This is a genomic window from Blautia sp. HA8986 (genome assembly GCF_056504635.1).
This window is the reverse complement of sequence record NZ_JBWLUQ010000001.1, coordinates 1,704,561-1,726,731: the sequence shown is the minus strand read 5'-3', so window position 1 is coordinate 1,726,731 and position 22,171 is coordinate 1,704,561. Positions and strand designations below refer to the sequence as shown.

At 43.9% G+C, this 22,171-nt stretch carries 25 protein-coding genes; 20 read left to right on the top strand and 5 right to left on the bottom strand.

Annotated elements, in window-relative coordinates:
* The 5 genes from rplO (at position 1) to infA (ending at position 3,509) form a co-directional block, all read left to right on the top strand.
* Entirely contained in the window at positions 1–441 is a 441-nt protein-coding gene (gene rplO / locus AC04Q4_RS08070) for a 50S ribosomal protein L15 (RefSeq protein WP_173738830.1), read from the top strand.
* Complete coding sequence (secY, locus tag AC04Q4_RS08065; protein ID WP_173738829.1) at positions 441–1,754, top strand: preprotein translocase subunit SecY; 1,314 nt, start codon at positions 441–443, stop codon at positions 1,752–1,754. The genes rplO and secY overlap by 1 nt, the downstream gene beginning before the upstream one ends.
* 96 nt (positions 1,755–1,850) lie before the next feature.
* Positions 1,851–2,495, top strand: coding sequence for an adenylate kinase (locus tag AC04Q4_RS08060; protein WP_119240265.1), 645 nt, complete (start codon positions 1,851–1,853; stop codon positions 2,493–2,495).
* A 2-nt stretch (positions 2,496–2,497) separates the two neighbouring features.
* Positions 2,498–3,256: a type I methionyl aminopeptidase gene (map, locus tag AC04Q4_RS08055; RefSeq protein WP_476388829.1), complete on the top strand. Its 759-nt coding sequence runs from the start codon at positions 2,498–2,500 to the stop codon at positions 3,254–3,256.
* A gap of 34 nt (positions 3,257–3,290) precedes the next feature.
* Complete coding sequence (infA, locus tag AC04Q4_RS08050) at positions 3,291–3,509, top strand: translation initiation factor IF-1 (protein WP_005428560.1); 219 nt, start codon at positions 3,291–3,293, stop codon at positions 3,507–3,509.
* A 291-nt stretch (positions 3,510–3,800) separates the two neighbouring features.
* Here the strand turns inward: infA and AC04Q4_RS08045 are convergent, their stop codons facing one another.
* Entirely contained in the window at positions 3,801–4,976 is a 1,176-nt protein-coding gene (locus tag AC04Q4_RS08045; RefSeq protein ID WP_118198261.1) for an IS110 family RNA-guided transposase, read from the bottom strand.
* Between the two features lie 287 nt (positions 4,977–5,263).
* Here AC04Q4_RS08045 and AC04Q4_RS08040 point away from each other — a divergent pair, with 287 nt between their 5' ends.
* Positions 5,264–7,237: an autotransporter outer membrane beta-barrel domain-containing protein gene (locus AC04Q4_RS08040; RefSeq protein ID WP_476388828.1), complete on the top strand. Its 1,974-nt coding sequence runs from the start codon at positions 5,264–5,266 to the stop codon at positions 7,235–7,237.
* Positions 7,238–7,450: 213 nt separating this feature from the next.
* Here the strand turns inward: AC04Q4_RS08040 and AC04Q4_RS08035 are convergent, their stop codons facing one another.
* The 3 genes from AC04Q4_RS08035 to AC04Q4_RS08025 form a co-directional block, all read right to left on the bottom strand.
* Positions 7,451–8,773, bottom strand: a complete 1,323-nt coding sequence (locus tag AC04Q4_RS08035; RefSeq protein WP_476388827.1) for a sodium-dependent transporter — start codon at positions 8,771–8,773, stop codon at positions 7,451–7,453.
* 103 nt (positions 8,774–8,876) lie between these two features.
* Positions 8,877–9,602, bottom strand: coding sequence for a UTRA domain-containing protein (locus AC04Q4_RS08030; RefSeq protein ID WP_178773888.1), 726 nt, complete (start codon positions 9,600–9,602; stop codon positions 8,877–8,879).
* 319 nt (positions 9,603–9,921) lie between these two features.
* A complete protein-coding gene (locus AC04Q4_RS08025) occupies positions 9,922–10,653 on the bottom strand; it encodes a YoaK family protein (protein WP_178773887.1) in 732 nt (243 codons plus the stop codon).
* A gap of 221 nt (positions 10,654–10,874) precedes the next feature.
* Between AC04Q4_RS08025 and rpmJ the strand changes: the two genes are divergently transcribed.
* The 12 genes from rpmJ to AC04Q4_RS07965 all read left to right on the top strand — a co-directional run bounded on the left by rpmJ (position 10,875) and on the right by AC04Q4_RS07965 (position 20,636).
* Complete coding sequence (gene rpmJ / locus AC04Q4_RS08020) at positions 10,875–10,988, top strand: 50S ribosomal protein L36 (protein ID WP_003022746.1); 114 nt, start codon at positions 10,875–10,877, stop codon at positions 10,986–10,988.
* 308 nt (positions 10,989–11,296) lie between these two features.
* Positions 11,297–11,665 carry a 30S ribosomal protein S13 gene (gene rpsM / locus AC04Q4_RS08015; RefSeq protein WP_173738823.1) on the top strand — a complete coding sequence of 123 codons (369 nt, stop codon included), beginning with the start codon at positions 11,297–11,299 and terminating at the stop codon, positions 11,663–11,665.
* 55 nt (positions 11,666–11,720) lie between these two features.
* The gene (rpsK, locus tag AC04Q4_RS08010) at positions 11,721–12,113 is read left to right on the top strand and encodes a 30S ribosomal protein S11 (RefSeq protein WP_015526942.1); all 393 of its coding nucleotides are present in this window, start codon (positions 11,721–11,723) and stop codon (positions 12,111–12,113) included.
* A 16-nt stretch (positions 12,114–12,129) separates the two neighbouring features.
* The gene (gene rpsD, locus AC04Q4_RS08005) at positions 12,130–12,723 is read left to right on the top strand and encodes a 30S ribosomal protein S4 (RefSeq protein ID WP_173738822.1); all 594 of its coding nucleotides are present in this window, start codon (positions 12,130–12,132) and stop codon (positions 12,721–12,723) included.
* An 84-nt stretch (positions 12,724–12,807) separates the two neighbouring features.
* Positions 12,808–13,767: a DNA-directed RNA polymerase subunit alpha gene (locus AC04Q4_RS08000; protein WP_173738821.1), complete on the top strand. Its 960-nt coding sequence runs from the start codon at positions 12,808–12,810 to the stop codon at positions 13,765–13,767.
* A gap of 91 nt (positions 13,768–13,858) precedes the next feature.
* Positions 13,859–14,395, top strand: a complete 537-nt coding sequence (locus AC04Q4_RS07995; RefSeq protein ID WP_021976084.1) for a bL17 family ribosomal protein — start codon at positions 13,859–13,861, stop codon at positions 14,393–14,395.
* 199 nt (positions 14,396–14,594) lie between these two features.
* Complete coding sequence (locus AC04Q4_RS07990) at positions 14,595–15,389, top strand: LytTR family transcriptional regulator DNA-binding domain-containing protein (protein ID WP_476388826.1); 795 nt, start codon at positions 14,595–14,597, stop codon at positions 15,387–15,389.
* A 313-nt stretch (positions 15,390–15,702) separates the two neighbouring features.
* The gene (locus AC04Q4_RS07985; protein WP_330594726.1) at positions 15,703–16,488 is read left to right on the top strand and encodes a phosphatidylinositol-specific phospholipase C/glycerophosphodiester phosphodiesterase family protein; all 786 of its coding nucleotides are present in this window, start codon (positions 15,703–15,705) and stop codon (positions 16,486–16,488) included.
* A gap of 31 nt (positions 16,489–16,519) precedes the next feature.
* Positions 16,520–17,854, top strand: coding sequence for a MurT ligase domain-containing protein (locus AC04Q4_RS07980; RefSeq protein ID WP_476388825.1), 1,335 nt, complete (start codon positions 16,520–16,522; stop codon positions 17,852–17,854).
* Positions 17,851–18,579 carry a type 1 glutamine amidotransferase gene (locus AC04Q4_RS07975; protein WP_173738817.1) on the top strand — a complete coding sequence of 243 codons (729 nt, stop codon included), beginning with the start codon at positions 17,851–17,853 and terminating at the stop codon, positions 18,577–18,579. Before AC04Q4_RS07980 ends, AC04Q4_RS07975 begins: the two co-directional genes overlap by 4 nt.
* A 10-nt stretch (positions 18,580–18,589) precedes the next feature.
* On the top strand, positions 18,590–19,207 hold the full coding sequence (locus AC04Q4_RS07970; protein ID WP_476388824.1) for a hypothetical protein: 618 nt from the start codon (positions 18,590–18,592) through the stop codon (positions 19,205–19,207).
* Between the two features lie 13 nt (positions 19,208–19,220).
* The gene (locus AC04Q4_RS07965) at positions 19,221–20,636 is read left to right on the top strand and encodes a substrate-binding domain-containing protein (protein ID WP_173755562.1); all 1,416 of its coding nucleotides are present in this window, start codon (positions 19,221–19,223) and stop codon (positions 20,634–20,636) included.
* 143 nt (positions 20,637–20,779) lie between these two features.
* Here AC04Q4_RS07965 and AC04Q4_RS07960 read toward each other — a convergent pair whose 3' ends face one another.
* Entirely contained in the window at positions 20,780–21,352 is a 573-nt protein-coding gene (locus tag AC04Q4_RS07960) for a xanthine phosphoribosyltransferase (RefSeq protein ID WP_119240252.1), read from the bottom strand.
* Between the two features lie 173 nt (positions 21,353–21,525).
* On the opposite strand from AC04Q4_RS07960, the gene AC04Q4_RS07955 reads away from it, so the two are divergent.
* Together AC04Q4_RS07955 and AC04Q4_RS07950 are read left to right on the top strand one after the other, a co-directional pair.
* A complete protein-coding gene (locus tag AC04Q4_RS07955) occupies positions 21,526–21,753 on the top strand; it encodes a hypothetical protein (RefSeq protein ID WP_173738814.1) in 228 nt (75 codons plus the stop codon).
* A gap of 13 nt (positions 21,754–21,766) precedes the next feature.
* On the top strand, positions 21,767–22,129 hold the full coding sequence (locus AC04Q4_RS07950; protein ID WP_173738813.1) for a metal-sensing transcriptional repressor: 363 nt from the start codon (positions 21,767–21,769) through the stop codon (positions 22,127–22,129).
* Positions 22,130–22,171: the final 42 nt, after the last annotated feature.

Here is a 22,171-nt window from a genome sequence, read left to right as displayed (position 1 = left end):
ATGGAATTATCAAACTTAAGACCCGCAGAGGGTTCCAAGCATAGCGATAACTTCAGAAGAGGCCGTGGACATGGTTCAGGAAACGGCAAAACAGCTGGTAAAGGACATAAAGGACAGCTTGCTCGTTCCGGACACAAGAAACCGGGATTCGAGGGAGGTCAGATGCCTTTATACAGACGTCTTCCTAAGAGAGGTTTCACTAACAGAAACTCCAAAGAGATTATCGCAATCAATGTAGACGTTCTCAATCGTTTTGAGGATGGAGCAGAGGTTACAGTTGACAGCTTACTTGCAAGCGGTGCAATTTCCAAGATCGGTGATGGTGTTAAGATTCTTGGAAACGGCGAGCTTACAAAAAAACTTAATGTTAAAGTAAACGCTGTCAGCGAGACTGCAAAAAATAAAATTGAAGCTGCTGGTGGTACAGTAGAGGTGATCTAATGTTTGAGACTCTTAAGAGTGTTTTCAAAGTAAAGGAAATGAGAAGAAAACTTCTCTATCTGATCTGGATGATATTCGTGATCAGAATCGGATCCCAGCTTCCTGTACCGGGAGTCGACAGTGACTTCTTTAAGCAGTGGTTTGAATCTAATACCGGTGACGCATTCAATTTCTTTGATGCGTTCACCGGCGGTTCCTTTACTCAGATGTCAATTTTTGCATTGAACATCACACCTTACATTACTTCTTCCATTATCATTCAGCTTCTTACCATTGCCATTCCGGCACTGGAAGAGATGCAGCGTGACGGAGAAGAAGGAAGAAAAAAGCTTACAGCAATCACACGTTATGTTACTGTAGGTCTTGCTCTGTTTGAATCTGTTGCCATGGCAATCGGATTCGGACGTCAGGGCATGATCCCGGACATGAACTTCCTTAAAGGAGTTGTAGTTGTTGCAAGTTTAACAGCGGGTTCTGCAATGCTTATGTGGCTGGGTGAGCGTATTACAGAGAAGGGTGTTGGAAATGGTATTTCCATCGTCCTGACTATTAATATCGTCTCCAGGATCCCGAGTGATATATCCCTTCTTTATGAGAACTTCGTCAAGGGCAAAACAATTGCAAAAGGAATGCTTGCAGCCTGCATCATTGCTGTGATCATCCTGGTTGTTGTAGTGCTCGTACTTATCCTCAACGGAGCAGAGAGAAGAATTCCGGTTCAGTATTCCAAGAAGATGGTTGGACGTAAGATGATGGGCGGTCAGTCCACAAACATCCCGCTAAAAGTAAATACTGCCGGTGTTATCCCGGTTATTTTTGCTTCCTCTATCATGTCATTCCCGTCAATCATTGCACAGTTCGCTGGCAAAGGTAACGGAACAGGTATCGGAAGTGAGATCTTAAGAGGACTTTCCTCTAATAACTGGTGTAATCCAAGTCAGATCCAGTACAGCTGGGGACTGATCGTGTATGTGGTACTTTGCGTATTCTTCGCATATTTCTACACATCCATTACTTTCAATCCGTTGGAAGTAGCCGATAATATCAAAAAGCAGGGCGGTTTTATCCCAGGCATCCGTCCGGGAAAACCGACTTCAGATTATTTGACTAAAATCCTGAATTATATTATATTTATAGGTGCAGTAGGTCTTGTTATCGTGGCCGTTATCCCGTTCTTCTTCAACGGTGTGTTCGGTGCGAATGTTTCCTTCGGCGGTACATCTATCATCATCATCGTAGGTGTTATCCTGGAGACCGTTAAGCAGATGGAATCCCAGCTGCTTGTACGTAATTACAAAGGCTTCCTGAACTAATTGAAAATGAAGGTTGCGGTGCGAAAGTGTCGCAGCCTTGATTTGTAAACAGGACTGTCTAAAAAAGGCAGAAAAAAGGAAAATGGAGGGTATGCTATGAGAATTATTATGTTGGGTGCACCGGGGGCAGGTAAAGGTACTCAGGCTAAGAAGATCGCGGCGAAGTATGGAATCCCGCACATCTCCACAGGAGATATTTTCCGTGCCAACATCAAGAACGGTACCGAGCTTGGAAAAAAAGCAAAAACTTACATGGATCAGGGACTTCTTGTTCCGGATGAACTGACCTGTGACCTTGTTGTTGACAGAATTCAGCAGGATGATGCAAAAGAAGGCTATGTTCTTGATGGTTTTCCAAGAACAATTCCGCAGGCAGAGTGTCTGACAGAAGCTCTGGCTAAACTTGGAAGCAAAATTGACTATGCAATCGATGTGGATGTTCCGGATGATAACATCGTGAAACGTATGGGCGGACGCCGTGCATGCGTGAAATGCGGTGCAACCTATCACGTAGTTTTTGCAGCACCGAAGGCAGAAGGTGTGTGTGATACCTGCGGCGACAAGCTTGTACTTCGTGACGATGACAAGCCGGAGACAGTCCAGAAGCGTCTGAACGTTTATCATGAGCAGACACAGCCATTGATTGACTATTACACCACACAGGGTGTTTTGAAGACGGTAGACGGAACCAGGGATCTGAATGAGGTATTCCAGGAGATCGTTGACATCTTAGGAGAATAAGAATGTCCGTAACAATTAAGACACAGCATGAAATAGAACTTATGAGAGAAGCAGGCCATCTTCTTGAGAAGGTGCATGACGGTTTGATCCCTTATATTAAACCAGGTGTCAGCACCAAAGAAATTGACCGTATCGGTGAAGATATGATCCGGTCCATGGGCTGTATTCCGAACTTTCTGAACTACGGAGGTTTTCCGGCTTCTTTCTGCATCAGCCTGAATGATGAGGTTGTGCATGGAATTCCATCCGAGGAAAAGATAATCCAGGACGGGGATCTGGTTAAAATCGACGCCGGCCTGATTTACAAGGGCTATCATTCTGACGCAGCACGTACTTATGCAGTAGGTGAAGTATCCAAAGAAGCACAGCAGCTTATTAAAGTTACAAGAGAGTGCTTTTTCGAAGGACTGAAAATGGCAAAAGCCGGAAATCATTTAAATGATATTTCCAAAGCCATCGGAGCCCATGCAGCGAAATACCGTTATGGTATCGTACGTGACCTTGTAGGACACGGAATCGGAACTCATCTTCATGAGGATCCGCAGATTCCAAACTTCCCGCAGAAGCGCAGGGGCATCAAGCTCCTTCCGGGAATGACCCTGGCCGTCGAGCCCATGATCAACCTTGGTCGTGCGGACGTGGCATGGCTGGACGATGAGTGGACAGTAGTAACCATGGATGGTTCACTTTCCGCACATTATGAAAACACGATCCTCATCACAGATGGGGAACCAGAGATTCTGACGCTTACGAGCCTGTAAGCAGCAATTGTTATCATGACATAGGAGGTAAAAAATGTCAAAAGCAGATGTGATTGAAGTAGAAGGCACTGTTCTGGAGAAATTGCCTAACGCGATGTTTAAAGTAGAACTGGAAAACAAGCATGTGGTACTTGCACATATCAGCGGCAAGCTCCGTATGAATTTCATCCGTATTCTCCCGGGAGATAAGGTAACGATCGAACTTTCTCCGTATGATCTTTCCAAGGGAAGAATTATCTGGAGAGATAAATAAGAAATATTATAAAAGACGACCTGGTGGCAATAAGCTGCCGGGTCTTTTTTGCTTTTTCTGCAGAAAAAGAATTTAAAGTGGAGTTTATCACTCACATTTTTTTCACGCTTTAAACATAAAGTGAACAGATTTTGCTGATATAGTATGAGCATACAAAAAAGAGAGGTGACAAACTATAAACAGTCAAGAGAATTTTGTGATTTTTTTGAATTGTAAAAATGGGTAACTTTAATAAGCCATCTGAATACATCGTATTTCAGATGGGAGAAATTAGTATTAATCCACTAAAGATTAACGAAGTTTCTGTGCATTAAAGTCGATATCTTGCCTCTCCAATGCATAGATGACTCTAATAAGCTTTTTGGCTACATGAGTAATGGCTACTCGATGTGGTTTGCCTTCTCCGCGTTTCTTGGCATAGTAAGTTGCAAATGTCATGTCAAAGCGGATTAACGGTAGACAACAATTGATGAGTGTGTAGCGGAGCTGGGATGATCCACGCTTAACCATCTTACCTCCGTGAGATTCAGTGCCAGATTCGTTGATTCCCGGTTCTATTCCGGCAAATGCAAGCATTTGTCCTGGATTAGTGAAGTTAGATATATCGCCGTATTCAGAATAGATTACAGCTGCTGATAATGGTCCGATTCCAGGAACTGACATATAGTGAGGATGTACTTCTTCAATTAGTTTGTTGATTTCTTTTTCAATGGTATTAATCTCTTTTACAAGGGATTTGTATAAAGATAAAAGACTGTTCAGCTCTACATCAAAAATAGAGTTATTTACACCAACAGTATTGGCAGCAAGTTCTTTTAGTCGTAGGAATTGCTGTGGTGAAAACTTCCCCCGGGATAAGGAACGTAGCTTTTCATAAGAGGCTGAGTTCATACGAGCCATCTTTCCAGCAGAACCATAGTTTTCAAGCAGATAGAGAGCAGTTTTGGATAAGCGTTCATTAAAGAATGGTTTAAACTCAGGGAATGTATGATCTAACACATTTGTGATTTTAACAAGATAGAAAGAACGCTGTCGGATAAGTTTATCGCGTAAACGAGTTAATGACTTTAAAGAGTAAGCGTGGTAAAATCCTTTTGAATGGGGTTTGTATTCAACAGTCATTAACCAACGAGCTATTGATTCGCAGTCAACAGAGTCGGTTTTTGTACGCCTAAGTGTTTTTGATTTCTTGTATTCACTGATGAGAACAGGATTTACTTCCATGAAGGTTAGGAGAGAATTTTCAAGGAAGAGTTCAAGATTGAGAGCATAATGGGCAGTTGATTCAAACCCTATTCTTATGTCTGCAGGATTTGCGAGAGAATGAATGATTGTAAGCAGTTCATTAAAGCCGGCTTTATTGTTTTTGATTGTGACTTTAGAAACTACTTTTTGATCAGCTGCAGAAATGATGCAGCAATCATGTTTGTACTTGGAAATATCAATTCCAATAAAGTACATTGACATAGGTTTATACCTCCTGATAAATATTTTGAGCACTGCTGTCTTCCACAGAGAATTCGGCTGTGTAATCACGTAAATAAAAACGTCGATGCGTTAACAAACTGATTAACAGTAATAGACGAAAAGCTGTGGTCTGAGTCACCTCATACCAGTCAAAGCTGTAAAGATATAGATACAGATCCACAGTGCCTTTTCAAAATATATCAGAGATGGAAATAAATACCCAGTGTTAACTGGGAGAAAGGAAAAATCCAATTACCATCTAAGATAATTGGATTATACGTGTTCATATGAAGAAAAAATATCTTGCAGCAATCTTAGGCGTTATGATGGCAGCTACATCCGTTACTGCATGCGAGGCAGCGACAACAGAGAAAACAACGAGTACGGCTGAGAGTTCAGAGAATAAGGATGCAGAAGATACAACGGCAGACAGTACAAAGAGCACAGATTCCGATAACAGTGACAGCAATGAAGACGCCAATGCAGACGCCGATAAAGAAAGTTTTGATAAAGGTGATTCCGATGAGGAAGATGTAACTTACGGTGAGGTGAAATCCGTAGAAACTGGTAAGATTACGATCGCTGTAGGAACGATGAAAGAAATGGGCGGAAACGGTGGAACACCAGGCGGAGAACAGGGAGAAGCACCAGAGAAACCGGATGGAGATAATGGAAATGGAGAATCCCCGGAGAAGCCAGCGAATGACAGTATAGCCCCGGAGAAACCAGACGGAGATAACGGAAATGGTCAGGCTCCAGGCAGCACCCAGGGCGGTGCGTCGGATGGCAATAATTCTCAAAGCGAAACCATCGAACTCTCCGGCATCCAGGAAGGTGACATCGTAGCAATCACCACAGACGATGACGGAAACGCCCTTACCATCAAAGTACAGAGCACTGACATGGGAGGTGGTCAGGGAGCTCCTGGTGGAGCACCAGGAGGACAGTCTCAGGGAGTAGACGGCTATGATGCTGTCAATACCTATGATTCCGATACCGAAGTATCCGATACATCCCTGGAGTCAACAGGAACAGATGAAAATGCAGCACTTGTATCATCAGGAGCAAATGTAACTTTCAATAATGTGGACATTACAAGAAATTCCTCCGACAGCACAGGCGGCGACAATTCAAGCTTTTACGGCGTAGGAGCGGCACTGCTTGCAACAGAGGGAAACGCTTATGTAAAAGGTGGAACTGTAACCACTGACGCAGCCGGCGGAGCAGGACTTTTTGCCTACGGCGATGGAACGGTCTATGCGGCAGACACTACCATTAAGACAACACAGGATACTTCCGGTGGAATCCACGCAGCAGGTGGCGGTAAGTTATATGCCTGGGAGCTGAACGTGGAAACAAACGGAGAATCCGCAGCTGCCATCCGAAGTGACCGTGGCGGCGGAACCATGGTAGTTGACGGCGGAACCTATACATCCAACGGTGAAGGCTCGCCGGCAGTATACTGTACAGCAGATATTGCGGTAAAGGATGCCACACTTACAGCAAACGGATCAGAAGCAGTATGCATCGAAGGCCTGAATTCATTGCATCTGTTTGACTGTGACCTCACCGGAAATATGAGCGATTTAAGCCAGAATGACAGTATCTGGACAGTAATCCTCTACCAGAGTATGTCCGGTGATTCCGAAGTAGGAAACAGCACCTTTCAGATGGATGGAGGAACCCTTACATCACAGAATGGCGGCGTGTTCTACACAACTAACACAGAGAGTGATATCACTCTGAATGCTGTAGATATCACATACAACAATGACAATGAGTATTTCTTACGCTGCACAGGAAATAATAACGAAAGAGGTTGGGGCGAAAGCGGAGCCAACGGAGCAGACTGCGACTTTACAGCAATTAGCCAGGATATGGAGGGGGATGTGATCTGGGACACCATCAGCCAGCTTGACTTCTATATGACGGACGGCAGTAACCTGACAGGAGTTATCATAGATGATGAGAGCTTTGCCGGTAACGGTGGAGATGGCTACTGTAATGTATATGTCAATGATGACTCTACCTGGACAGTAACCGGTGACAGCACCGTATCCACACTTTCTAACGCAGGAACCATTGTGGATGACTCCGGAAAAACAGTCACGATCAAAGGAACAGACGGAACTGTATATGCAGAAGGCGACAGCGATTACACCATTACTGTAGATAAATATGAAGAAACTGCAGACACTTCAGACAGCGAAACGATTGCTTCCTGGTCTGACTATGAGGTGGAGAAACCGGATACACTCTAAGGATGTAGGATAATTGGGAATCAGTGTAAAACGTAAACTCGCTGACAAATTGTGAAGTGAGTGCGTTCAGGATATGCAGCAAATCGAAAAGCCTGGTTTTGCGAATATTATAAGATAAAACATAAAAATCCCCCGGAAATGATTTAAAAAATCATTTTTTCGGAGGATTTGTTTATGCAGGCAATTTATTATTTCAACTGTACTATCATTTTATCATCCGATTCCGCCAAGTACAATTCCTAGAATCAGAACCAGAAAACAAACAGGAACATAAATATATTTACACACCGGATAAAAGATTTTTGTAAACGGTTTCTCACGTCCTTTGCTGACCTGATTTTCCACATAGCTCCGGCCGAAGATCCAGAAGAACATGATCCCTGCAAGTCCTGCGCCGAGAGGACAGATATAGATGGAAAGCACATCCATCCAGTCAGAAACAATGCCCTGGATAAGAAGTGAAACCACAACGCCGATCACTGCGATCACCATGCAGGAAGGGATCCGGCCAAGACCTGTTTTTTCCTGAACTGTGGCAATAGGAGCTTCATAAAGATTCATAAGCGAGGTCATGCCTGCAAGGAACACAGCTACGAAAAAGATGATGGCAATGATCCGTCCGCCAGGCATGGTTTTGATCAGGTGCGGCAGGTAGATAAACAGAAGTCCGGGACCGCCCTGGTCAAGCTTGGCACCTGTGGTAGCCATGGCCGGAATGATAACAAGTGCTGCCAGCATAGCAGCCAGAGTATCAAAAAGTGCTACCCTTGCAGCAGATGCAGGGATATCTTCGCTGTCCGGAAGATAAGATCCGTAGATCAGTGTACCGTTACCTGCAACAGACAGGGAGAAAAATGCCTGTCCAAGTGCGAAAATCCAGGTGGAAGGCTTTGCCAGAACTTCCGGCTCCACGCGGAAGATATAGCGGTATCCGGCAGCAGCTCCCGGCTGAAATGCAACATAGATGCCAAGGATCACAAACAGAATAAAGAAGATGGGCATCATCACTTTATTGGCTTTTTCGATACCGCTTCCAACGCCGTACATCAGGATAAACATGCAGATCACAAGAGCAGCCAGCTGCCAGAGATTATTTCCCCATGCAGAGGCCATGCCTCCAAATTTGGCGCCAAAGGACTCAATATCTGCCGGTGCCAGGGTGGAGCCTGTAAAGGCTCCGAGCATATATCGGAAGATCCATCCCATAACAACGGTATAACCGATAGCCATGGCCAGTGCACCGATCACAGGAATCCATCCGAGCAGTTCGCCATGCTTTCGCTTTCCGCGGGTTTCACAGGTCATGCCGAAAGCGTCAATGGGCCCGGAACGTGTCCCACGGCCAAAGCTCATCTCACCGATCACGCCGGTAAAGCCGATCAGAGCCACAAAAATAAAATACGGGATCAGGAACGATCCCCCGCCATACAGGGAAACTCTGGTGGGAAACATCCAGATATTTCCCATTCCAACCGCAGACCCGATGCAGGCCAGAATGAATCCCCAGCGGCTGTTAAAAGATTCTCGTTTTTTCATATAAATATAATATCCTCTCTCCATTTGATCGTTTTAGTATAACATAATTCCGGAAAATAGGGAACTCATAACAGGGTAGCTGCGAAGCAGCTATGAGCCGGGCTCATCGGCGCAGGGCATTATCATAAAATCGAAAATGATCCGGTCTGTGCCGTGACTGGGTATACTCAAACATCACGCCATCACTGTTATAAGTCTGGCTGGACACCACAGCCACGCAGTTATAATCCTTTACATTCAGATGAAGATATTTTTCATCAATTTCCGTAACCTTTTCCACAGTCATGACACGTTTGCTGTTGACAATGGTCATATGAAGCTCCTGCTCCAGGTATTCATAGATAGAATGACTGGCAATCTCGGCAGTAAGGCCGGGAACGGATTCCTTCAGAAAATAATTATGGTTGATGATCAGTGGGATATCTTCAAGATAATGGATACGCTGAATATAATATACTTCTGCACCAGCGGGAAATCCTGTGTAAGCAGACTGCTTTTTGCTGATACAAAGCTCTGTAAAGAGAGCCACCTCTGTATGGGCATTCTGACCGTTCCTTGCAGCAGATTCCTTGAAGGTTTCAATCTCTCCGATGGTGAAAGCAGTCTGCTCGTTTGGACGGTAGATATTGCGGACACCTTTTCCCTGCATGGTCTGTACATAGCCGTCATTGACAAGAAGACTGACCGCACGGCGCAGGGTATTGCGGGAACAGCCGTAAGTCCGGATCAGAGTGTTTTCGGAAGGCAGAAGCTCCTGATAGGCAAAAGTGTTGTCCTCTATTTTCATTTTCAGATCTTTATAAATATCTTCGTAAATACTTCTGGGCATTTCAATTCTCCATTCATGTTCGGTCAAAAATATATAGCAGGATTTATAATTTCTGGAATAATTATAAAAGATTTTCCCGGTAAGCGCAATGCAAATACCGTGGAATGTTTAAACAAGTTACAGAGCATATTGATATGTTATGAGGATAGTATGAGAAATATAGATGAAATCAATTTGCGGCCATTCAAAATCATGATACTGGATTTCGAACGCATATAAGCTGTAAGCGCCAGAGGGGCTTACGCGTAAACAAAAAAGAAAATGTGACAGTGTAAAAACAGATCACATTTCCTCTTATTTTATCAAAGCTAAAATAAAGTCAGGCCTCTTTTTTCTTATAGGAAAGATTCCTGAAGCTGCTGCCGTCAGAAGCTGTGCTTCGGGTAACTGCCGGTGTATCGGCTGCGGTATTCCGGTCTGCACTGATCAGCCATATAGCATAGAAGGCAGGAACCAGACAGAGCCATACGCCTGAGAGACCGCAGGTCATATACAGGATCAGAGACAAAGCTGCACCTGTATGAAAAGAAAGCAACGTCATTCCGTAGAATTTTGCTTTATCGCACTGTGTGCTGTCCTTTTTCATAAGGAACTGAGTGACAGCTGTGGTGAATTGGCGAAGGTTGTTGGTGGAAAAGATCGTGGAGCTGTTATATCCGCCGGGAGCCTTGAAGGTACACCACTGGAAAGGCATTGCAAAGAACACGGGGTAAAGAGCCACAACCGGAGACATTCCGGAAGGAAAGAATCCCAGGAGCAGGATCGCAAAGATATCAATCCCGATACTGATAAAACGAAGATCTGCGGAAAAATGCTCTGGGATCCAGACCGTAAGGATAACAGCAGCCATATATATGAGAAGCGCACCCACACGCAGAAGCATATCCGAAAAATTCCTGCCTATGAGATCCCGCACAACACCAAGAAGATTGGCTGTCTGGGCATTGCCGAAAAGATCAGCTCTTGACACAATGGCATAAAGCCCCAGGTATCCACCGATAAAAGATAAGGTGTAATGTATCAGAAAACGATATTTCATTTCCGTATGCATATGTAAAGATTCCTTTCATTAAAATAGGCAGATTCCATATGTCTGCCGGACTTTGCCACCCATTATAATACAGCCTGTAAAAAAAATCAAAAATTTTTTAATTTTTTTCTTGCATTTCGGGAAAACAGGTGTTAGTATATATTTCAAGCGCGCAAATACTGTGTATGAGTGCGCCTGTGAAACTGCAGATATGAGACTAATTTACGGAAGGAGGATTTCCAGTGAAAGTAAGATCATCTGTAAAGCCGATCTGCGAGAAGTGCAAGGTCATTAAGAGAAAGGGATCCATCAGAATTATCTGTGAGAACCCGAAGCACAAACAGCGTCAGGGTTGATTTCCATATCGGAACTTCTTTGGAATGTTTGTGAAACGTGCGGCTGCAGTATGAAACACCCGGTAGGGTTGTTCTGCTGAGTGAATAATAAGCATGTATTGCCTAATACCGAGAGGCAACAGCGGTTAAGATCCGCAATTTCGGAAAGGCTGTGATTCGCCGATTACAGCTGGGTGTTTTACCGAGGCACCCCAATTAGGAAACTAGAAAAGAAAGCGGCACACCGATATGTCCCATTTCACCTTGCGGGAGCAAGTGACATACGATATGCAGAGACTTTCAGAAACAGAAAATGGAGGAAACAGTACATGGCTCGTATAGCTGGTGTAGACTTACCAAGAGAGAAACGTATTGAAATCGGTCTTACCTACATTTATGGAATTGGTAGACCAAGCGCAGACAAAATTCTTGCTAAAGCAGAGGTTAATCCTGACACACGTGTCAGAGATCTGACTGATGATGAGGTTAAGAAACTGAGTGCTGTTATTGATGAGACAATGACAGTAGAAGGTGATCTGAGAAGGGAAATCGCCCTTAACATCAAGAGACTGCAGGAGATCGGATGCTACAGAGGTATCCGTCATCGTAAAGGACTCCCGGTTCGTGGTCAGAAGACTAAGACAAATGCGAGAACTCGCAAGGGACCGAAGAGAACTGTTGCAAACAAGAAGAAATAATTTATAGATATAACTAATTAATTTCAATAAAAGGAAAGTGTAGGTTAGTTTTAAAATGGCAAAAGTTACAAAGAAAACGACAAAACGTCGTGTCAAGAAAAACGTTGAACACGGACAGGCACACATTCAGTCTTCCTTCAACAATACAATCGTCACACTGACAGATAACGAAGGAAACGCTCTTTCATGGGCAAGTGCCGGTGGTCTTGGATTTAAAGGTTCAAGGAAATCTACCCCTTATGCAGCACAGATGGCAGCAGAGACTGCAACAAAGGCTGCTTTAATTCATGGATTAAAAACAGTAGACGTTATGGTAAAAGGCCCGGGCTCAGGCCGTGAAGCTGCAATCCGTGCGCTTCAGGCATGCGGACTTGAAGTAACCAGCATTCGTGACGTAACTCCGGTTCCTCACAACGGATGCCGTCCACCAAAACGCAGAAGAGTCTAATTAGGAGGTAGTTGAAATGGCAGTAAATAGAGTACCTGTTCTGAAAAGATGCAGATCCCTTGGCCTGGATCCGATTTACTTAGGAATTGATAAGAAGTCCACAAGACAGTTAAAACGTGCAAACCGCAAGGTGTCTGAGTATGGTCTTCAGTTAAAAGAGAAACAGAAAGCAAAATTTATCTACGGAGTTCTTGAGAAACCTTTCCGTAACTATTACAAGAAAGCTGACAGAATGCAGGGCCAGACAGGTGAGAACCTTATGGTTATGCTTGAGAGCAGACTTGACAACATTGTTTTCCGTATGGGATTTGCAAGAACAAGAAGAGAGGCTCGTCAGATCGTAGATCACAAGCACGTACTTGTTAACGGAAAATGTGTAAACATTCCGTCTTACCTGTGCAAGGCAGGAGACACAATTGAGATCAGAGAGAAGAGCAAAGGTTCTGAGAGATATAAAGGAATCCTTGAGATCACTGGCGGAAGACTTGTTCCGGAGTGGATCGACGCTGATCAGGAGAACCTGAAGGGTGTAGTTAAAGAGCTTCCTACAAGAGAGCAGATCGATGTTCCTGTAAACGAGATGCTTATCGTCGAGCTGTATTCTAAATAATTAGTAACTGTTTACTGTGTCTACAGTTATAAAAATTGGTAATACCCTCGAATGTTGATTAACCCAGAAGGAGGGAACCTTATAGTGTTTGATTTCAATAAACCAAAAATCGAAATTACCGAAATATCCGAAGATAAGAAGTTTGGAAGATTCGTTGTAGAGCCTCTCGAGAGAGGTTATGGTACTACCCTTGGCAATTCTTTAAGAAGAATTATGCTGTCCTCCCTTCCGGGAGCTGCAGTAAGCCAGGTGAAGATCGATGGTGTACTTCATGAATTCAGCTCCATTCCGGGCGTGAAGGAAGATGTGACCGAGATCATCATGAATCTGAAATCTCTTGCCATCAAGAATTACAGCAGTGACAATGAGCCGAAGACCGCATACATCGAGTGTGAGGGAAAAGGTGTTGTTACAGCAGCTGATATCCAGGCAGATCAGGATATTGAGATCATGAACCCGGATCAGGTAATTGCAACCCTGAACGGTGGAAAAGACTGCAGATTGGCTATGGAACTTACTATTACCAAGGGACGTGGCTATATCAGTGCAGACAAAGGCAAAACCGATGACATGCCGATCGGTATGATCGCAGTTGATGCGATCTACACACCGGTAGACAGAGTCAACATGATCGTAGAGAATACACGAGTTGGTCAGGTAACTGACTTCGACAAGCTTACACTGGATGTATATACCAATGGAACACTTGATCCGGATGAGGCAGTCAGCCTTGCAGCGAAGGTTCTCAGCGAGCATTTAAGTCTCTTTATTGATCTTTCCGAGAATGCTAAGACAGCAGAGGTTATGATCGAGAAAGAAGACAATGAGAAAGAAAAGGTTCTGGAGATGAGCATTGATGAGCTTGAGCTCTCTGTTCGTTCCTACAACTGCCTTAAGAGAGCCGGTATCAATACGGTTGAAGAATTATGCAATAAGACTTCTGACGATATGATGAAGGTTCGTAATCTGGGCCGCAAATCATTAGAGGAAGTACTTGCAAAACTCAAAGAGCTGGGACTTCAGCTTCAGCCTACAGAGGAATAATCCGGAAACAGAGTAATGAGTGGGGTGTCAGCAGCAGGACAGTAAGACCGAACAAGCATGTCCTGTTGTCCCACAGATGGAGGATAATAAAATGGCAAAATATAGAAAATTAAGCAGAACATCTAATCAGAGAAAAGCACTTCTGAGAAATCAGGTTACAAATCTTCTTCATCACGGAAAAATCGTGACAACAGAAGCTAAGGCTAAAGAGATCCGTAAGATCGCTGAGGGACTTATCGCTATGGCTGTACGTGAGAAAGATAATTTCGAGACAGTTACAGTAACAGCTAAAGTTGCTCGTAAAGATGCTGACGGAAAACGTGTAAAAGAGGTTGTAGACGGCAAGAAGAAAACAGTTTACGATGAAGTACAGAAAGAGATCAAGAAAGATGCTCCTTCCAGACTTCATGCACGTCGTGAGATGATGAAAGTTTTCTATCCTGTAACAGAGGTTCCTGCTAAGGGCGCCGGCAGAAAGAAAAACACAAAAGAAGTTGACATGGTTGATAAGATGTTCAGCGAGATCGCTCCGAAATATGCAGATCGTAACGGTGGTTACACAAGAATCGTTAAGATCGGACAGCGTAAAGGCGATGCAGCTATGGAAGTTCTTATTGAGCTTGTATAATTTACTTCTGACCATTTTAAAGGACATTTGCAGAAATGCAGATGTCCTTTTTTAGTGTTTGTCGAAAAATTGAAAATGTGCATAAATGGTGGATTTTTGACCATAATTTACAGAAAGATATTAAGATTTGAATAATAATTCATGGTATAATAATAGAACAAAAAAGATACAATGACGGAATAAAAGGGGATACATAAATATGACGATGATGACCATTGCCATTTGTGATGATATGCAGGCAGATACGAGAAGACTTCACAAACAGCTTGTGCAAATCGTTCCGGGGTCAGAAATTCGGATATTTAAAAGCGGAGAGCTTTTATTGGAAGAATTGGAAAAGAAAAGGAAACCTTATGATGTAATTTTTGTAAATATGGATTCGAAAAAAACAGATGGATTGAACACCATACGAAAAATCAGAGAACGTGAAATGTCAGTTGCTGTCATTTTTATGAGCAGGAGTGACGAATATTACAGAGATGCATTTGATATGTTTGCATATAACTATCTTCTGAAACCAGTAACTCTGGAAGCATTGGAATATGTTATGGAACCATTGAAGAAGAGGTTGAATGCGGATACAGATGAGAGGATGATCCATTTTCAGTACCGTGCACGGGTATATACCTTGCGGCACAGCCAGGTGAGTTATATAACAAGCAGCCTTCATATCGTGAATTTTCATATGACAGATGGAAGCACACTGCAGTGCAGAGGCAAGTTGAAAGATTTTGAGAAACAGTTGGAAAATAGCACGTTTTTGCGGTGTCATCAGAGCTTCATTGTAAATATGGAGCGTATCACTGGTGCGAAGACAGAGAGCTTCAGTATAGGAGAGAACGTAATTCCTATATCACGTTCCTATAACAAAACAGCTCATGAGAGATACGAAGAGTATCTGCAGCTGCAGCAGGAAATTTCTTGGGGGGGTATCAGAGTAACCGGGGTTGATTGTGACCGTGAAGTATGTTACTGGTCCTGGCGGGGACAGTAACAATAATCCCCCCTTGATTATTATTCCTTTTTAGCGTACAATCGGTAATGTACAAAAAATCAGAGTACAGGTATGCGAAAGGATGATAAATAATGGTCGGCAGAATTTCTGGTACTACCGGACAGTTGAAATATAAGATTAATTCAGGCGAAGGACCTGAACAGAATAGATTTGCAGAAGATACGAAGGAAAGCACAGAGAAGATGTTTTTCTTTAAATCTTGTGCATTTTTTTGTTGTCTGAAATGATCCGCCGGCTGATTCTGACCATAGAAATCCTGGTACTGTCTCTGTTTATTATTGGAGGAAGTTCGGTGATAACACAGACAGCGGAAGCCAGAACATCGGAATTTTCCTGGACTGACCACAGGACGATCGCTCATGCACTGGGCGGACTGGATGGAAAGGAATATTTGAATTCCAGAGAGGGATTTCTGGCCATGTACAATCAGGGTGTAAGACTTTTTGAACTGGATTTGTCCAGAACATCAGATGGCGTATGGGTATGCCGCCATAACTGGAATGAATCTATGGGTCAGTGGAAAGGCACAGGAAAAAAAGTTCTTACAGAGAAACAGTTTACATCCAATAAAATATATGGGAAATATACGCCCATGACGCTGGAAGATTTTTTTCTGCTGCTGAAAGACTATCCGGATGCGTTTGTGATGATCGATTCCAAACAGTATTCTATTCGCAATTACCAGAAAACCCTGGAGGATTACTGTGAATATGTGGAGATCGCACGTGCAGCCGGAGCGGGGGAAGTTTTGGATCAGATCATCCCGGAAATTTACAGTGAAGCTATGTATCCGGGAACTGCTATGATTCATTCATTTCCTTCTTATATTTATTCACTGTGGCAGGAATATTCAGAAGATGATCTGAAAAAGATCGCTTCTTTTTGCGGAGAAAAAGGCATTCAGGCTGCGACTATTTACTGGAAATACTGGTCTGAGGAGGCTGAAAAGATTTTTGAGGAGCAGGGAATCCGGCTTTATGTATACACGGTCAATGACAGGAACCAGGCCAGAAAATATCTCGCAGAAGGAGCAGAAGGAGTCTGCACGGATTTTCTCACAACGGAGGATCTGTGGTAGAACGAAATAAAAACAAAGGAAACGGACGATTATGAAAATAAGAACTACAGTTGCTGTGATGGCAGCGAAGATCACAGGACATGTCTGTAAACTTATGGGCCGTCAGGGTGTTACCTGGGCCGGTAAGATCGCGCTGAAGATATGCCCGGATATCCTGGAGGAACTTTCCTCCCAGGTAAGAGATAAAATATTCGTAGTATGCGGAACCAACGGAAAAACTACAACCAACAACATGCTCTGCGCAGGGCTTGAGGCAGAAGGAAAGAAAGTGATCTGTAACCATACAGGTTCCAATATGCTCAATGGAGTTGTGGCTGCTTTTGTGCTGGGAGCAAAACCAAGTGGAAAGCTGGATGCAGACTATGCCTGTATTGAGGTAGACGAAGCATCCACAAGACACGTGTTTACCAGGATCAAGCCTGACTATATGGTTATGACCAATCTGTTCCGAGATCAGCTGGATCGTTATGGTGAGATCGATATTACCATGAATATCCTGGAGGAAATGATGCGGAAAGTTCCGGATATGAAAGTCATTGTGAACGGCGATGATGCGCTGTCTGCATATCTGGCTATGGACTGTGGGAATCCATATGTGACGTACGGAATCAGCAAGCCGGTGATTCGCAGCAAGACCAATGAGATCCGTGAAGGACGTTTCTGTAAATGCTGTGGGGAGCGTCTTGTATACAGTTTCTATCATTACAGCCAGCTTGGCGATTACAGGTGCCCGAAATGCGGATTTAAACGGCCGGAGATTAATTTTGATGCCACAGATGTAAAGGTGGATAATCAGATCGCCTTTACTGTGGAAGATAAACGGATCACAGCCAATTACAAAGGTTTCTACAATGTTTATAATATTCTGGCTGCTTATGCAGGAATCCGTACTGCAGGATTTCAGGCAGAGCATTTTAATGACATGTTAAAGAAGTTTAATCCTGAGAACGGCCGAATGGAGCAGTTCCGCATTAAGGGAACCGGCGTTGTGTTGAATCTGGCCAAGAACCCGGCAGGTTTTAACCAGAATATCTCTGCTGTTATGCAGGATGAGTCACCGAAGGATATTATCATTGTCATCAATGATAATGCTCAGGATGGAAAAGACATCTCCTGGCTCTGGGATGTGGATTTTGACCTGTTCGGAGGGGATAACATCAATTCCATCACAGTCAGCGGCATCCGCTGCCAGGATATGAGGCTCCGACTGAAATACGTAGATATTCCATCCATGCTGGAGAATGACGTGGAGACAGCCATCCGCAAACGTATTGACGATGGAGTTGGCAATCTCTATGTACTTGTAAATTATACAGCACTGTTTGGAACCAGAAATATACTGAAGAAACTGGAGGGTGAGAAATGAAAATAACGATCGGACATTTATACCCGGATCTTCTGAATCTTTACGGTGACAGAGGAAATATCCAGTGTCTTATGAAAAGATGCCTCTGGAGAGGAATCGAGGCAGAGACCATTGCTTTTGAGCTGGATGATAAGATCGATTTTTCCAAGCTGGACATCGTGCTTCTTGGCGGCGGCTCAGACAGAGAGCAGATGCTGGTCTGCGAGAAGCTGAAAGAGATCCAGAAGGATTTTAAGGCTTATGTTGAGGATAGCGGCGTTGTCATTGCAATCTGCGGTGGATATCAGCTTCTTGGAAACTATTACAAGACTGATCAGGGAATGATCGAGGGTCTGAAGCTGGTAGATATGAGCACTGAGCAGGGAAAGGGCCGGCTTATCGGAAATATTGTCATGCAGAGTGAGCTTTTTGATATGCCTATCGTTGGGTTTGAGAATCATGGAGGACGTACAACTATTGGCAATAACAAGCCTCTGGGAAAGGTTCTCTCCGGTTATGGCAATGATGGACAGTCCGGTGCTGAAGGCGTAGTCTATAAGAATGTGATCGGAACTTATCTGCACGGGCCGCTTCTTCCAAAGAACCCACAGCTGGCAGATATTCTGATCAGCCGTGCTCTGGAGAAGAAATACGGAAGAAAAATCGAGCTTGAGAAACTGGATGACAGCGAGGAACAGGAGGCGAACTCCTATATTTTCCACCGCTTTGTAAAAAACGAAGGATAAAGAGGTCAGTATGGCGAAATCAAATAATCAGAAGGCGAAGATCCTGTATCTGGAAAGAATGCTGCAGGAGACAGGTGAGCATAAAACCTTATCCATGCAGGATATCCTGGCAGGACTTGGTGAACACGGGATTAATGCAGAAAGAAAAAGCATTTATGATGATGTGGAGGTTTTACGTTCCATTGGAATGGACATCCGTTATACAAGAGAGAGACCAGGTGGATATTATCTTTACGGGCAGAGCACGGATCAGGTGAAACCGTCAGAAGAGAGAAAAGAGATACAGTCAGACAGTCAGGCTGTGCAGAAGAATGAAGCGGAAGCACCGACACTTAGCGGTTATCGGCAGCTTCTTGCCTGCTCCGCAAGAAACATAAAGAAAGAGATCCGGCTTCTCTGTGCAGGTGCTGTACAGGATGAAGTAAGAGGCTTTTTTGGCGAAGATGCGGAATATAAAATGAAGGAAAGCGGAGATTTTACTGTGACAGCAGAGCTGCCTGAGAATGCGAAGTTTTACGGCTGGCTCACGGGTATGGACGGCAGTGTGCGTATACTGAAACCTAAGAAATCCGCGCTGGCTTACAGAGACTATCTGAAATCACTGGCAAAGGAATATAAAGGCTTATAGGAGAGATTAGACCATGAAGAGAAAAACAGCGATCCTGCTTGTGGGAGCTTTTGCCCTTTCAGCAGTTCTTTCCGGCTGCGGCGGGAATAAAAAAGCAACAGAAGCAGCCAATGAGAGTGTGGAGTCTGAGGACCCGGAAGGAAAAGCCAAAAACAGCGATGATGCAGAGGAAGAAGAAAAAAAAGAAGAAGAGGAAACTGCTGCCGCAGATAAGAAAGTAGGAATCTTTTTGCCGTCTGCTTCTGATGACCCAAGGTGGTCTTCAGATGGCGAGACCTTGCAGCATACTCTTGAAGATGAAGGATATGATGCTGAGGTATTCTTCTCAGATGAGAGTGGTGAGAACCAGGCCTCTCAGATCAGTGAAATTCTGGACGATGAAAGCACATCCGCTCTTATCATTGCGCCGGCAGATGCTTACGGACTAAATGACGTGCTGGAACAGGCCTATGAGAAGTCTATCCCTGTTTTTTCCTATGATGAACTGATTATGGATACAGATAAGGTAAATTATTTTGTCACTTTTGATACCCGGAAGGCAGGAAAAATGGTGGGAGATTCCATCATAAAGAAGATGGATTTGGAGAAAGCCAGCGAGGAGAAGAGAACGCTTTCCATCGAGTTCCTTATGGGCTCACCGGATGACCGTGCGGCACTTTTCTTCTATAACGGCGTGATGGAAAAGCTGCAGCAGTATTTTGATGACGGAACTCTTGTATGCAAGTCTGAAAAGCAGAGCTTTGACGATACAGCAGTGATGAGAAGTTCAAGAAACACTGCGAAGAATGATCTGTCAGAGATCCTTTCCGGGTATTATACAGATGGTGCGCCGGATATCATCTGCACAGGCGCGGATCAGCTGGCACTTGGAGCTGTGGATGCACTTGAAGATGCAGATTATGCGGCAGGAAATGAAGACTGGCCGATGATTACAGGATGTGGCTGTGAGGCGGAGGCTGTGACTGCAGTGATCGAAGGCAGACTGACAGACAGCCTGTTTTTTGATAACCGCGTGCTGGCCAATGATTGTGCTGCTATGGTAGATACTTACCTGAAGGGCGAGAAGCCGGAGATTTCCGATTATGAGCAGTATGATAACGGAACAAAGATTGTGGGAACTGTGACAAGTGATATCCAGCTGATCGATAAAGATAATTATCAGATGCTTGTGGACGATGGATACTATGATGAAGACGAGATCATGCCGGAAGCAACACCGACGCCTACGCCGGAGCCGACAGTAACAGAAGAACCGTCTGAAGATGAGAAAGATATTACTGCGACACCAACTCCGACTGATTCCGGAGACAAAGATTCGGAAACAACACCGACCGAAGAGCCGGAGGCAACAGATACCCCGACACCGACTCCGAAGGACACAGCAACACCCACACCTTCTGAGAAAACGGAAAAAGGTTCCGAAGCATAAGTAAAAAACTCCCGATAAACTTATATCTGTATTACATGAGCAGATCATCAGTTATCGGGAGTTTTAGCATTTGCATATATTGAGAAAAAGATTACTTGCTATCGGTTACAGCTGAATTTATTACATATCAGATTCAGTTGGATTTATTCACGAAATGTAAGCTTGCCATCAGCAATAGAATCAATAATAGCAAGGGATTCCAGATGGATACCCATATCACGGATAGTCTGTCCGCCGGACTGGAAGCCTTTTTCGATAACGATTCCGGCTCCTTCAAGAGTTGCGCCGGATTTCTTAACGATGTCAATCAGACCGAGAAGTGCACAGCCATTGGCAAGAAAATCGTCGATCAGGAGTACGTGATCTTCCGGTCCGAGAAATTTTCTGGAAAGGATCACATCGTAGACCTTCTTGTGTGTAAAGGATTCTACCTTGGTGGTGTACATCTCACCGTCAAGGTTCACACTCTGTGCTTTCTTTGCAAATACAACCGGTACATGGAAATACTGTGCTGCAATACAGGCAATACCGATACCGGAAGCTTCGATGGTAAGGATCTTGGTGATTGGACAGTGGTCAAAACGTTTCTTGAATTCTTTACCGATCTCATTGATCAGGTCAATATCCATCTGATGATTCAGGAAGCTGTCCACTTTTAAAATATTTCCTTCTTTTACTACGCCGTCTGTCAGAATTCTGTCCTTTAAAAGCTGCATGAAATTTATCTCCTTTGATTTATCACATTAATATATGTTTACTGCCCACGGACAGAGCAGTAATATTTTTAATATGTATCATACGACAATATTTGCGTGAGTGCAATTATTTTTGACAAAAAAACATAAAATTATTATAATAGATAAGATGACAAAGAAAGGAACAGGCACAGATGAAAGAGTACGAAGTAATCTGGGAAATTTTTAACAAATGTCCGAGAAATCAGATGCGTGATGTATTTGTGGAGGAAGTGGAAATCGCAGACCCCGAGGAATATGTGAAGCATAAATTTCAGGGAAAAGATGTATCCTACGAGAAGACAGTACTGGAAGATGGAACGATCATTTTTGACATTCAGACATCCATGATCCGACAGCGTTGTTCCTTCACGGAAATCTGAAGGAGGAAATAATATGGGAGAAACGCATGTGCACGTTCTTGAGGACGGAACCGTTTTAGAGCATACCCACGAAGAGCAGGGGCACAGCCACGGCGGAGCACACCCTCACCACCACAGCCACGCACAGACCAAGGCCGTACTCAACAGACTTTCCAGGGCCATCGGGCATATGGAATCCATCAAGCGTATGGTGGAGGAAGGACGTGACTGCAGCGAAGTGCTGATCCAGCTGTCAGCCGTGAAATCTGCGATCAATAATACAGGCAAGATCATCCTGCAGGATCATATTGAACATTGTATCGTAGATGCAGTGGAACATGGAGACCGGGATGCCATTAAGGAGCTGGAGAAAGCGATAGACAGATTTATGAAGTAAGGTAAGGCTTTCATGAGTGCATCGTGAATGAGGAAACTGCGC

Coding starts and splice junctions, on each gene's coding strand:
- AC04Q4_RS07995 (WP_021976084.1), top strand. CDS start 13,859: ATGGCAAAATATAGAAAATTAAGCAGAACATCTAATCAGAGAAAAGCA.
- AC04Q4_RS08040 (WP_476388828.1), top strand. CDS start 5,264: ATGAAGAAAAAATATCTTGCAGCAATCTTAGGCGTTATGATGGCAGCT.
- rplO (WP_173738830.1), top strand. CDS start 1: ATGGAATTATCAAACTTAAGACCCGCAGAGGGTTCCAAGCATAGCGAT.
- map (WP_476388829.1), top strand. CDS start 2,498: ATGTCCGTAACAATTAAGACACAGCATGAAATAGAACTTATGAGAGAA.
- AC04Q4_RS08045 (WP_118198261.1), bottom strand. CDS start 4,976: ATGTCAATGTACTTTATTGGAATTGATATTTCCAAGTACAAACATGAT.
- rpsK (WP_015526942.1), top strand. CDS start 11,721: ATGGCAAAAGTTACAAAGAAAACGACAAAACGTCGTGTCAAGAAAAAC.
- rpsD (WP_173738822.1), top strand. CDS start 12,130: ATGGCAGTAAATAGAGTACCTGTTCTGAAAAGATGCAGATCCCTTGGC.
- AC04Q4_RS07980 (WP_476388825.1), top strand. CDS start 16,520: ATGAAAATAAGAACTACAGTTGCTGTGATGGCAGCGAAGATCACAGGA.
- AC04Q4_RS08035 (WP_476388827.1), bottom strand. CDS start 8,773: ATGAAAAAACGAGAATCTTTTAACAGCCGCTGGGGATTCATTCTGGCC.
- AC04Q4_RS07975 (WP_173738817.1), top strand. CDS start 17,851: ATGAAAATAACGATCGGACATTTATACCCGGATCTTCTGAATCTTTAC.
- AC04Q4_RS07965 (WP_173755562.1), top strand. CDS start 19,221: ATGAAGAGAAAAACAGCGATCCTGCTTGTGGGAGCTTTTGCCCTTTCA.
- AC04Q4_RS07970 (WP_476388824.1), top strand. CDS start 18,590: ATGGCGAAATCAAATAATCAGAAGGCGAAGATCCTGTATCTGGAAAGA.
- infA (WP_005428560.1), top strand. CDS start 3,291: ATGTCAAAAGCAGATGTGATTGAAGTAGAAGGCACTGTTCTGGAGAAA.
- AC04Q4_RS08030 (WP_178773888.1), bottom strand. CDS start 9,602: ATGCCCAGAAGTATTTACGAAGATATTTATAAAGATCTGAAAATGAAA.
- AC04Q4_RS08060 (WP_119240265.1), top strand. CDS start 1,851: ATGAGAATTATTATGTTGGGTGCACCGGGGGCAGGTAAAGGTACTCAG.
- AC04Q4_RS08025 (WP_178773887.1), bottom strand. CDS start 10,653: ATGCATACGGAAATGAAATATCGTTTTCTGATACATTACACCTTATCT.
- AC04Q4_RS07955 (WP_173738814.1), top strand. CDS start 21,526: ATGAAAGAGTACGAAGTAATCTGGGAAATTTTTAACAAATGTCCGAGA.
- AC04Q4_RS07960 (WP_119240252.1), bottom strand. CDS start 21,352: ATGCAGCTTTTAAAGGACAGAATTCTGACAGACGGCGTAGTAAAAGAA.
- AC04Q4_RS07990 (WP_476388826.1), top strand. CDS start 14,595: ATGACGATGATGACCATTGCCATTTGTGATGATATGCAGGCAGATACG.
- secY (WP_173738829.1), top strand. CDS start 441: ATGTTTGAGACTCTTAAGAGTGTTTTCAAAGTAAAGGAAATGAGAAGA.
- rpsM (WP_173738823.1), top strand. CDS start 11,297: ATGGCTCGTATAGCTGGTGTAGACTTACCAAGAGAGAAACGTATTGAA.
- AC04Q4_RS07950 (WP_173738813.1), top strand. CDS start 21,767: ATGGGAGAAACGCATGTGCACGTTCTTGAGGACGGAACCGTTTTAGAG.